This window comes from Streptacidiphilus neutrinimicus, assembly GCF_000787815.1.
In the GTDB taxonomy this organism is placed as follows: Bacteria; Actinomycetota; Actinomycetes; order Streptomycetales; family Streptomycetaceae; genus Streptacidiphilus; species Streptacidiphilus neutrinimicus.
This window is the reverse complement of the sequence record NZ_BBPO01000152.1, coordinates 707-7,149: the sequence shown is the minus strand read 5'-3', so window position 1 is coordinate 7,149 and position 6,443 is coordinate 707. Positions and strand designations below refer to the sequence as shown.

At 73.8% G+C, this 6,443-nt stretch carries 1 protein-coding gene; it reads right to left on the bottom strand.

The window, feature by feature from the left end; genetic code table 11:
* On the bottom strand, positions 1-6,443 hold a 6,443-nt coding region (locus tag TR48_RS37805), incomplete at both ends, for a type I polyketide synthase (protein ID WP_042375369.1).

The window sequence follows — 6,443 nt, the reverse complement described above, 5'->3', positions numbered from 1 at the left end:
TCGGCGTCGGCTCGGCGTCCACGGTGGCGGGTGAGTGCTCCAGCACGACGTGCGCGTTGGTGCCGCTCATGCCGAAGGAGGACACGCCGGCCCGGCGCGGACGGCCGGTCTGCGGCCACGGCTGGTTCTCGGCGAGGAGCGCGACCGCACCTGCCGACCAGTCCACGTGCGGGTTCGGCTCGTCGATGTGGAGGCTCTGCGGGAGTTCGCCGTGCCGCATCGCCAGCACCATCTTGATGATGCCGCCGACACCGGCGGCAGCCTGGGTGTGCCCGATGTTCGACTTGATCGATCCCAGCCAGAGCGGCTGGTCCTCGGGACGGTCCTGACCGTAGGTCGCGAGCAGCGCCTGCGCCTCGATCGGGTCGCCGAGGGTCGTCCCGGTGCCGTGCGCCTCGACGGCGTCCACCTCACCGGCCGTCAGGCCCGCGTTCGCCAGCGCCTGGCGGATCACCCGCTGCTGCGACGGACCGTTCGGCGCCGTCAGACCGTTGCTCGCACCGTCCTGGTTCACCGCGCTGCCCCGCACCACCGCCAGCACCGGGTGACCGTTGCGCTCGGCGTCCGGCAGCCGCTCCACGAGCAGCATGCCGACGCCCTCACCCCAGCCGGTGCCGTCGGCCGCCGCCGCGAAAGCCTTGCAGCGGCCGTCGGTCGCGAGCCCGCGCTGGCGGCTGAACGCGACGAACGCACCCGGCGAGGACATCACCGTCGCACCACCCGCGAGCGCCATCGTGCACTCACCGCTGCGCAGCGCCTGCACCGCCAGGTGCAGGGCGACCAGCGAGGAGGAGCACGCCGTGTCGACGGAGACCGCCGGTCCCTCCAGACCGAAGGTGTACGAGAGTCGGCCGGAGACGACGCTCGCCGCGTTGCCAGTGCTGAGGTAGCCGCCGAGGTCGTCCGCGGTGTCCATCGCGAGCTGGAGGTAGTCCTGCCCGTTGGTGCCGACGAAGACGCCGGTCCGGCTGCCGCGCAGGGTCGTCGGGTCGATGCCCGCCCGCTCGATCGCCTCCCAGGACGTCTCCAGCAGCAGACGCTGCTGCGGGTCCATCGCCAGCGCCTCGCGCGGCGAGATCCCGAAGAAAATCGGGTCGAAGTCGGCCACGTCGTAAAGGAAGCCGCCATGGCCGGTGTGGGAGGAGTGCGTCTCCTCGGCACCGGCGCCGAGCAGCGCCTCCAGATCCCAGCCGCGGTCGGTCGGGAAGCCGGAGATCGCGTCGACGCCGGTGGCGAGCAGCTGCCACAGCTCCTCGGGGCTGCTGACGCCGCCGGGGAAGCGGCAGCTCATCGCGACGATGGCGATGGGCTCGTCGTCGACGGCGGTCGAGGCGGCGGCCGCCGGGGCGGGCAGTGCCTCGCCGAGCAGCTCGGAGCGCAGGTACTCGGCCAACGCGGCCGTGGTCGGGTAGTCGAAGACCAGGGTGGCGGGCAGGGCCAGACCGGTCGCCGTGCCCAGGAGGTTGCGGAACTCGACGGCGGTCAGCGAGTCGAAGCCCAGCTCGCGGAACGCCTTGCCGACCTCGACGGACTCCGGGTTGCCGTAGCCCAGCACCGCGGCCACGTTGCCGCGGACCACGTCCAGCAGCGCGCGATCCCGCTCGGCCTCGGGCAGTTCGGCCAGACGGTGTGCCAGCGCGGTGGCCCCGCCGACGGCGGAGGCGGGAGCGGCCTGCTCGATCGCTCGGCGGGCCTCCGGCAGGTCGTCGAAGATTCGGCTGGGGCGCACGGCCACGAAGGAGGGCGCGAAGCTCTCCCAGTCCAGGTCGGCGGCGACCACCGTGCCGTCCTCGACGGAGAGGGCGCGCTGCAGGAAGGCCAGGCCCAGCTCCGGCGCCATGGGTCGCATGCCGCCTCGGCGCAGACGCTCGGCCAGCGCCTGGTCGGCGGCCATGCCGCCCTGGGCCCACGGGCCCCAGGCGATCGAGGTGGCCGCGAGCCCGTCGGCCCGGCGCTGCTCGACGAGCGCGTCCAGGTAGGCGTTGGCGGCGGCGTAGTTGCCCTGACCGCCGCTGCCGAGCGTGCCGGCGATCGAGGAGAAGAGAACGAAGGCGGACAGATCCTGGGTGAGCTCGTGCAGGTTGCGCGCGGCGTCCACCTTGGGGCGGGCGACGGCGGCGAGGCGTTCGGCGGTCAGGCCGTCCACGACGCCGTCGTCGAGCACACCGGCGGTGTGGAAGACGGCGGTGACGGGGTGCTCCAGCGACGCGAGCAGTGCGGCCAGCGCCTCACGGTCGGCCACGTCACATGCGGCAGCAGTGACGTTCGCGCCCAACTCGGCGAGTTCGTCGATCAGTTCGGCAGCGCCCGGGGCATCCGGGCCACGACGGCTGGTGAGCAGCAGGCGCTCAGCCCCGTTGCGGGCCAGCCACCGCGACACCTCCGCGCCCAGCGCGCCGGTCCCGCCGGTCACGAGCACGGTCCCGGACGGCTGCCACGGCCGGCTCGCCTCCCGGCCTGCCGCGCGCACCAGGCGGCGGGCGAAGACGCCCGTCGCGCGGACCGCGACCTGGTCCTCCTGGCCTGTGAGCACGTCCGCCAGGCGGGCGAGCACCCGGTCGTCGACGGTCTCCGGGATGTCGACCAGACCGCCCCAGCGCTCCGGGTGCTCCAGTGCCACGACCCGGCCCAGACCCCACAGCTGCGCCTGCTCGGGGCTGGCGAGCCGATCGGCGGGACCGGTCGACACCGCACCGCGCGTCACGCACCACAGCGGCGCGGCGACAGCGGCGTCGCCCAGTGCCTGCACCAGCGCCAGGCCGGCGGCCACCGGCATCGTCTCGTCCAGGGCGAGCAGGGAGAGCACGCCGGTCACCGGCGTCTGCGGCTGCGGCAGGCGCTCGGCGAGCCGGGTCCGCTCGGCGTCCGCCGTGTCGACGTCGATCCGGTGGACGTCCACGCCGCGGTCGGCCAGCACGCGCAGCGTGTCCAGAACGGCGGGGTCGTCGGCGGCCCCGACCGGCACGGCCACCAGCCAGGCGCCCGACAGCACACCCGGCACGGCGTCGGTGACCGGCCGCCAGCCGGCCTGGTAGCGCCAGCCGTCCACGGTGGAGCGGTCACGGCTCTGCCGACGCCAGGCCGACAGGGCGGGCAGCAGCGTGCCAAGCGCGTCACCGTCCTCGACCGCCAGGGTCGCGGCCACCGCGTCGAGGTCCTCGCGTTCCACCGCGTCCCAGAAGAGCGCGTCCGTCGCGTTGTCGGGCGTGCTCCCGAAGGCGGGGGCTGCGGACTTCAGCCAGAACCACTCGTGCTGGAAGGCGTAGGTGGGCAGGTCGATCCGGCGGGCGTTCCGACCGGCGAGAACGGTCTGCCAGTCCACGTCGAGACCCCGCGCGTGGGCCAAGCCGACGGCGGCCGTCAGGGTACGGACCTCGGGACGGCCGGCACGGATCACCGGCGCGAAGACGACGTCCTCGGCGCTGACGCTCTCCTGGCCGAGGGCGGAGAGCACCCCGTCCGGGCCCATCTCGACGAAGGTGCGGACGCCTTCGGCCTGCAACGCGCGGACGGCGTCGGCGAAGCGCACCGCGTCGCGGACGTGGCGCACCCAGTACTCAGAGGTGGTGAGGTCGGCCGACCGGTCGAGGGTGGAGGCGATCGGAATCCGCGGAGCGTGGAGGGTCAGGGCCTCGACGACGGTCCGGAACTCGTCCAGCATGCCGTCCATCAGCGGCGAGTGGAACGCGTGGCTGACCGTCAGCCGCTTCGTCTTACGACCCTGCGCGGCCAGCTTCTCGGCGAGCTCCAGGACGGCCTGCTCGGCGCCCGAGATCACCACCGACGTCGGGCCGTTGACGGCGGCGATGCCCGCCTCGGCCTCCCGGCCGGTCAGCAGCGGCAGCACCTCGTCCTCGGACGCCTGCACCGCCACCATCGCGCCACCCGACGGCAGCGCCTGCATCAGGCGACCGCGCGCCGCAACCAGCTTCGCCGCATCGGCGAGCGAGAGCACTCCGGCGACGTGCGCGGCGGCGATCTCGCCGATCGAGTGACCGGCAAGGAAGTCCGGGCGCATCCCCCAGGACTCGACCAGGCGGAACAGCGCCACCTCGATCGCGAACAGCGCCGGCTGCGTGCACGCCGTCTCGTCGATCCGCTCCCCCGCGAAGACGACGTCCTTCAACGGACGGTCCAGGTGCTGGTCCAGCTCGCCGCAGACCGCGTCGAAGGCCGACGCGAACAACGGGAACGCCTCGTACAGCTCGCGACCCATCCCGGCCCGCTGACTGCCCTGGCCGGTGAAGAGGAACGCGAGCCGACCCGGCGTCGCCGTGCCGCGAACGATGCCCGTCGCCGCTTCTCCGTCGGCCAACGACCGCAGCGAGCCCAGGAGTTCGTCGCGGTTCTCGGTCACCACGACCGCGCGGTGTTCCAGAGCTGCGCGGGTGGTCGCCAACGAGTAGGCGATGTCGGCCGGTTCGGTCCCGGGTCGGTCCTCGACGAAGGAGAGCAGACGCCTGGCCTGGGCCCCCAGCGCGTCGGCGCTCTTGGCGGAGAGCAGCCAGGGCAGCACCGGCGTGCGCACCGGCTCGACGGTCCCGGCCGGCGGCTCGGCTGCCTCGGGGGCCTGTTCGACGACCGTGTGCGCGTTGGTGCCGCTGATGCCGAAGGACGAGATCGCGGCACGGCGCGGACGCCCGGTCGCGGGCCAGGGACGTGCCTCGGTGAGCAGTTCCACCGCGCCCGCCGACCAGTCGACGTGCGTTGACGGCTGGTCCACGTGCAGGGTTTGCGGCAGCACGCCGTGCTGCATCGCGAGCACCATCTTGATGATGCCGGCGACACCGGCGGCGGCCTGGGTGTGCCCGATGTTGGACTTGACCGAACCGAGCCACAGCGGCCGGTCCTCGGCGCGGTCGCGGCCGTAGGTGGCCAGCAGTGCCTGGGCCTCGATCGGGTCGCCGAGGGTGGTCCCGGTGCCGTGCGCCTCGACGGCGTCGATGTCGTCGGGGGTCAGGCCGGCGTTCGCCAGCGCCTGGCGGATCACGCGCTGCTGCGAGGGACCGTTGGGCGCCGTCAGACCGTTGCTCGCGCCGTCCTGGTTGACCGCGCTGCCACGGACGACGGCGAGCACGCGGTGTCCGTTGCGGCGGGCGTCGGAGAGCCGCTCGACCAGCAGCATGCCCGCGCCCTCGCCCCAGCCGGTGCCGTCGGCGGCGTCCGCGAAGGACTTGCAGCGTCCGTCGGGCGACAGGCCGCGCTGGCGGCTGAAGTCGACGAAGGTCTCCGGCGTGCCCATCACGGTGACGCCGCCGGCCAGCGCCATCGTGCACTCGCCGTTGCGCAGCGCCTGGATCGCCCAGTGCAGCGCGACCAGCGAGGACGAGCACGCCGTGTCGACCGTGACGGCCGGGCCCTCAAGCCCGAAGGTGTAGGCCACCCGCCCGGAGACGATGCTGCCCGAGTTGCCGGTGCCGAGGTAGCCCTCGACCCCGTCCGGGAGTTCGCCGATCGCGCTGGCGTAGTCGTGGTACATCAGCCCGGCGAAGACGCCGGTGCGGCTGCCGCGCAGGGTCGTCGGGTCGATGCCCGCGCGCTCGATCGCCTCCCAGGAGACCTCGAGCAGCAGGCGCTGCTGCGGGTCCATCGCGACGGCCTCGCGCGGCGAGATGCCGAAGAAGGCCGGGTCGAACAGGCCCGCGTCGTGCAGGAAGCCGCCCTCGCGGGCGTAGGTGGTGCCCTGGTGGTCCGGATCCGGGTGGTAGAGGTTCTCCACGTCCCAGCCACGACCGGCGGGGAAGCCGGAGATCGCGTCCGATCCGGTGGCCACCAGTCGCCACAGGTCGTCCGGCGACTCCACGCCACCGGGGTAGCGGCAGGCCATGCCGACGATCGCGATCGGGTCGTCCGCTGCCGCCACGACCGCCGCGGACGCCACCGTCTGCGACTCGTCGCCGAGCAGCTCGCCGCGCAGGAAAGCGGCCAGCGCGGAAGGGGTCGGGTAGTCGAAGACCAGCGTCGCGGGCAGGCGCAGACCGGTCGCACCGTTGAGCTCGTTGCGCAGCTCGACGGAGGTCAACGAGTCGAAGCCCAGCTCCTTGAACGCCCGGCCTCCTTCCACGGCCGTCGCGTGCGCGTAGCCGAGGACGGCCGCCACCCGACCGCAGACCAGATCGAGCAGCGCGGCCTCGCGCTCCCCCGCCGGGAGCCCCAGCAGACGGTCGGTCAGCTCGGAGCCGCCGGCGCTGGTTCGGGCGGCGCGACGCGTCGGGACCCGGACGAGTCCGCGCAGCAGCGGCAGGACGTCGCGGCCGGTGGCCCGGCGCAGCGCGGCCAGGTCCAGCTGCACCGGGACCAGGGTCGCCGCGTCCGTCCGGAGGGCGGCGTCGAACAGAGCCAGACCCTGCGCGGCGGTGAGCCCCTGCACGCCCGAGCGCGCCATCCGGTCGACATCGCTGTCGCCGAGACCGCCCGCCATCCCGGCGCCCTCGGCCCACAGG